Annotated in this window: 3 protein-coding genes; all 3 read left to right on the plus strand. The window is 74.9% G+C overall.

Going from position 1 to position 5,911, the window contains the following annotated elements:
- A partial coding sequence (locus ABZ793_RS34430; protein ID WP_357465143.1) for an acyltransferase domain-containing protein occupies positions 1-1,730 on the plus strand: 1,730 nt, incomplete at its 5' end.
- Complete coding sequence (locus ABZ793_RS34435; protein WP_357465144.1) at positions 1,727-5,041, plus strand: amino acid adenylation domain-containing protein; 3,315 nt, start codon at positions 1,727-1,729, stop codon at positions 5,039-5,041. The genes ABZ793_RS34430 and ABZ793_RS34435, both read left to right, overlap by 4 nt.
- Positions 5,019-5,911, plus strand: an 893-nt coding sequence (locus ABZ793_RS34440; protein WP_357465146.1) for a polyketide synthase, incomplete at its 3' end; no start/stop codon positions are given. The genes ABZ793_RS34435 and ABZ793_RS34440, both read left to right, overlap by 23 nt.

Consider the following 5,911-nt stretch of genomic DNA (forward strand, 5'->3'; position numbering starts at 1 on the left):
TTCCGGTGGGTGGGGTGCGGGGTTGGCAGGTGGTGGTGGTGTCGGGGCGGACGCCGTCGGCTCTGGTGGAGGTGGGTCGTCGGGTCGGTGGGGTGCTCGCTTCCGGTGGCGTGGGGTTGGCTGATGTGGCGTACACGTTGCAGGTGGGTCGTCGGCATTTCGAGCGTCGGCGGGCGGTGGTGTGCCGCGACGCCACCCAGGCCGCGGCGGCCCTCACCGGAGCGGACCCCGAGCGGCTGCTGACCGGCCGGGCCGGCGACCTCCCACCCGCCCTGGTGTTCCTCTTCCCCGGCGGCGGCAGCCAGTACGTCGGCATGGGCCGCCAGTTGCACGTCACCGAGCCGGTCTTCGCCGAGCACCTGGACCGCTGCGCCGACCTGGCCGCCCCCCGGCTCGGCTACGACCTGCGCGAGGCGGTGCTCGCCCCTGACGGCGACCGCCGCGCGGCGGAGATCCTCGACACCACGGCGGGCCGGCTGACCGCGCTGTTCGCGGTGGAGTACGCGCTGGCCATGCTCTGGCAGTCGTGGGGCGTACGCCCGGAGGCCATGCTCGGGCACAGCAGCGGCGAGTACGTGGCCGCCTGCCTGGCCGGCGTGTTCGACCTCGCCGACGCCATCGACACCGTGGCCCTGCGCGGCCAGCTCATCGACCGGCTGCCCGACGGCGCCATGCTCGCCGTCAACCTCCCCGAGCAGGACGCCGTCCGGTACGCCGGCGACGACCTCGACGTCGCGGCCGTCAACGGACCCGAGCAGACCGTGCTCTCCGGCCCGGCCGCCGCCGTCGAGGCGGCCCGGGCGGCGCTGGACGCCGACGGGGTCCGCGCCAAACTGGTCCGGGTACGCCAGGCGGCGCACACCCGGATGCTGGACCCGCTGCTCGCCGAGTTCGCGGCGCACATGGCCACGGTCACGTTGCGGCTCCCGCAGGCGCGGGTCGGCTCCAACGTCACCGGCACCTGGCTCACCGCCGCCGAGGCCACCGACCCCGGCTACTGGGTGCGCCACCTGCGGGCCACCGTCCGCTTCGGCGACAACCTGCGCGCCGCCGCCGCCCTGCCGGACGCCGCGTTCCTGGAGGTCGGGCCGGGGCACGCGCTCGGCACGATGGCCCTGGCGATGAGCCGGGCAGCCGGCGCCGAGACCACGACGTCCATCGTGGCCTCCCTGCCCGCCGCCCCCGAGCAGGACGAGAACGAGACGCTGCTGAGCGCGCTGGCCCGGCTCTGGCTGGCCGGGGCGGCGATCGACTGGACCGCCTTCTCCGCCGGCGAGCAGCGGCGCCGCGTGCCCCTGCCGACCTACCCGTTCGAGCGTCGCCGCTACAGCCTGCTCAACGAATCGACGCCCGTCGCCCACGAGGCGCCGCCGACGGCCGGGCCGAAGCACGACCGGCCCGACCTGCCCACCGAGTACGAACCACCGCGCACCGAGATCGAGGAGACCGTCGCGCAGGCGTGGCGGGAACTGCTGGGCTACCGGGAGATCGGCGTCTTCGACGACTTCCTGCTGCTGGGCGGGGACTCGCTGCTCACCGGCCGGCTGGTCGCCCGCCTCCAGGACACCTTCCAGGTCCCGATCACCGTCGCGGAGGCCTTCGCCCGACGCACCGTCGCCCAGCAGGCCGACCTGCTCCAGGACCGGCTCCTCGCCGAGCTCGAAGGGCTCTCCGACGCCGACGCCGAACGGCTGATGAGCGAGGCGGACCCGTCGGAGGCGGGGCGATGACGGCGACCCGCGGCACCACCGCCACCTCGATCCCGCTCCGGCCCCCCGGGCGGCCCGCCCCGCTGTCGTTCCAGCAGCGCCGGCTGTGGTTCCTGGACCGGCTGGTGGGCCGGGACGCCGGCGTGCACAACATGGCGATCACGCTGCGCCTGTCCGGCCCGCTCGACGTCGCGGCGCTGGACCAGGCACTGCGCCTGATCCGTACCCGGCACGAGGCGCTGCGCACGACCATCCACGACGACGGCGACGAGCCGGTCCAGGTGGTCGAGCCGGTCGACGACACCCCGATCGAGACGCTGGACCTGACGGCGGTGCCCGACGACCGGCGCCCGGCGCGACTCGACGAGACCGTCGCCGCGCGCGCCCGGGAACCGTTCGACCTGCGCCGCCCGCTGATCCGTACGCTGCTGGTCCGCCTCGCCGCCGACGAGCACGTGCTACTGGTGACGATGCACCACATCATCGCCGACGGCTGGTCCGGTGGCGTGCTGGCGCAGGAGCTGGCGGAGGGTTACGCGGCCCTGCTGGCGGGCCGGCAGCCGCGGCTGCCCCACCTGCCGTTGCAGTACCCCGACTTCGCGGCCTGGCAGCGCGCGTACCTGACCGGGCCGGTCCTGGAGCGGCAGCTCGGGTACTGGCGGGAGCGGCTGGCCGGGGCGCCGCTGGTGCTGGACCTGCCCACCGACCGGCCCCGGCCGGCCGTGCAGAGCCACCGCGGCGCCACCCTGCGGCTGGACCTGCCCGCCGACCTGGCCGCCGACCTGCAACGGTTCAGCCGCGCCGAGCAGGTCAGCCCGTTCATGCTCGGCCTGGCCGTCTTCGCGGTGGTGCTGTCCCGCTGGTCCGGCCAGCAGGACCTGGTCATCGGCACGCCGGTGGCGAACCGCACCCGACCCGAGCTGGAGCACCTGTTCGGCTTCTTCGCCAACACCCTGGCCCTGCGTACGCGGCTCGACGGGGAGCTGACCCTGCGGCAGTTGCTCGACCGGGTGCGCGGCGACCTGTCGGCCGACTTCGCCCACCAGGACGTGCCGTTCGAGATGCTGGTCGACGCGCTGCACCCGGTGCGTGACCTCAGCCGGCACCCCGTCTTCCAGACCCTGTTCAGCTGGCAGGACGAGCCGATGCGGCCGTTCCGGACCGGCGAGCTGGTCGTCACGCCGATTCCGCAGCACAGCGGCAACTCCCAGTTCGACCTGTCGTTCTACGCCCACCGCACCGGCGACGACGCGGTCTTCTGCATCGTCGAGTACGCCACCGACCTCTTCGACGCCGACACCGTGCGGGGGCTGGCCGACCAGTTCGTCGTCGCGCTGCGGCACGCCGTGGCCGACCCCGACCGGCCGGTGGCCCGGCTGCCGCTGCTGGACACCGCGCAGCACCACCGCGTCACCGTCACCTGGAACGACACCGCCGTGCCGGTGCCCACCGCCTGCGTGCACGACCTCGTGACGGCGCAGGCCGCCCGCACCCCGGACGCGGTCGCGCTGACCTGCGGCGGGCGGGCGCACAGCTACCGCGAGCTGGACGAGCGGGCGGAGCGGCTGGCCCACCGGCTGCGCGCGGCCGGCGCCGGCCCGGGCCGGCTGGTCGGGGTCTGCCTGCCCCGCGGCGCCGACCTGGTGGTGGCCCTGCTGGCGGTGCTGCGCTGCGGGGCGGCGTACCTGCCCCTCGACCCGGCGCACCCGGCCGGGCGGCACGCCGACCTGCTGGACGACGCCGCCGCCGAGCTGGTGGTCACCGCGGACGAGTGGGCCGACCGCTTCCCCGGCCGGCGGACGTGCCCGCCGCACGCCCCGACCGACGACGCGGCGCCCGACACCCCGCTGCCCCGGGTCGACCCCGACGCGCCGGCCTACCTGCTGCACACCTCCGGCTCGACCGGGCGGCCGAAGGGCGTGCTGGTGCCGCACCGGGCCGTCGTCGACTTCCTGGTCGGCGTCCGGACCTGCCCGGGCCTGCTGCCGACCGACGTGGTCCTCGCCGTCAGCACCATCTGCTTCGACATCGCGCTCTACGAGGTGCTCGCCCCCCTCACCGTCGGCGCGCACGTGGTCCTCGCCAACGAGGACGACGTCCGCCAGGGCGACAGCCTGCGCCGGCTCGTCCAGGAGCACCGGGTGACCGTGCTCGACGGCACGCCCTCCACCTGGCGGCTGCTCGTCGGCGCCGGCTGGGCGGGCGGCGACCTGCGGCTGGCGGTCTCCACCGCGGAGGCCCTCACCCCGGAACTCGCCGAGCAACTGCTCGACCGGTGCCCCGAGGTCTGGAACATGTACGGCCCCACCGAGACGACGGTGTGGGCCGCCGGCCACCGCGTCCGGCGCGGCGAGCGGCCCGTCCCGATCGGCCGCCCCACCCCGAACACCCGGCTGTACGTGCTGGACGCCGCCGGCGAGCCGGTGCCGCCCGGCGTGCCGGGGGAGCTGTACGTGGGCGGCGCCGGGGTGGCGCACGGATACCTCGGCGCGCCGGCCACCACCGCCGCCCGCTTCGTGCCCGACCCGTTCGGCCCGCCCGGCGCCCGGTTGTACCGGACCGGGGACGTGGTGCGGCTGCTCCCCGACGGCGTCGTCCAGTACCTCGGCCGCTCCGACAACCAGGTCAAGCTGCGGGGCTACCGCATCGAGCTGGGCGAGATCGAGGCGACGCTGCGCCGGCACCGGTCGGTCGCCGACGTGGCGGTCCTGCTGGAGGGCGCCGACCCGGTGCGCCGGCACCTGGTGGCCTACCTGGTGGGCCGGGCCGACGACGCGCCGGACGCCGCGGAACTGCGGTCGTGGTGCGCGGCCACGCTGCCCGCGTACATGGTCCCCGCCCGGTACGTCGCGCTGCCGGCGCTGCCGCTGAACAGCAACGGCAAGGTGGACCGGCGGACCCTGGCGCAGACGCCCGGCACGGACCTGACCGCCGGCGCCGCCGGGCCGGGCGCGCCGCTGGGGGCCACCGCCCGCCGGGTCGCCGAGGTGTGGCGCGACCTGCTGGGCCGCGACTGCGGCCCGCACGAGAACTTCTTCGACGCGGGCGGCCACTCGCTGCTCGCGGTCGAACTCCAGCGCACCCTCGCCGACCGGTTCGGCGTGGACGTGGCGCTGCTGACCATCTTCGAGGTCCCGACCATCGTCGGGCTGGCCACGTACCTCGACGCGGCGGCCGGTCCGGCCGCCGCCGCGCCGGCCGGTGCCGTACCGGCCATCGACGCGGAGTACGGCCGCCGACGGCGGTCCGCTCACCGGCTCCGGCCACGAACCGGCCCGGCCATCCACCAGCCACCGAGAGGGGAAGCCCATGACGCCGGCCCGAACCGCTGAGACCAACCCGGGCACCACCACCGCGGACCTGCCCGAGGAACTGGAGAACGCCTTGGCGGTGGTCGGCCTGGCGGGCCGTTTCCCCGGGGCGTCGAACGTGGCGGAGTTCTGGCGGAACCTGTGCGCCGGGGTGGAGTCGGTGACGTTCTTCTCGCCGGAGGAGTTGGCGGCGGCGGGCGTGCCGGAGTCGGTGTATTCGCATCCGTCGTATGTGCCGGCGAAGGCGCGGTTGGACGGCGTGGAGTTGTTCGACGCGGAGTTCTTCGGATTCAACGCGCACGAGGCGGAGATGACGGATCCGCAGCACCGGTTGTTCCTGGAGTGCGCGTGGGAGGCGTTGGAGGACGCGGCGTACGACCCGGCGCGTTTCCCGGGCCGCATCGGCGTCTACGCCGGCCAGTCCATGAACACGTACTCGCTCTACAACATGATGCGCAATCCCGCGCTGGCGCAGGCGTTCTACCTCGACTACCTGCCCATGATGATCAGCTCCAACGACGACTTCCTGGCCACCCGGGTCGCGTACAAGCTGGACCTGCACGGCCCCGCGATGACGATCCAGACGGCCTGCTCGACGGGGCTGGTGGCGATCCACCAGGCGTGCCAGTCGCTGCTCGCGGGGGAGTGCGACATGGCGCTGGCCGGCGGCGTCGGCGTGAAGATCCCGGAGAACGTCGGCCACGTCTACCGCGAGGGCACCGGCCTGTCCCCGGACGGGCACTGCCGGGCCTTCGACCGCAACGCGAGCGGGATCGTCGGCGGCAGCGGCGTGGGTGTCGTGGTGTTGCGGCGGTTGGTGGATGCGGTGGCGGCGGGGGATGTGGTGCATGCGGTGGTGCGGGGTTCGGCGGTGAACAACGACGGTGGTGG

It is taken from the genome of Micromonospora sp. NPDC047465 (assembly GCF_040643125.1).
Lineage (GTDB): Bacteria > Actinomycetota > Actinomycetes > Mycobacteriales > Micromonosporaceae > Micromonospora.

Bases quoted from the DNA above. Each gene is read 5' to 3' on its own strand.
- ABZ793_RS34435 (WP_357465144.1), top strand. From the start codon at position 1,727: ATGACGGCGACCCGCGGCACCACCGCCACCTCGATCCCGCTCCGGCCC.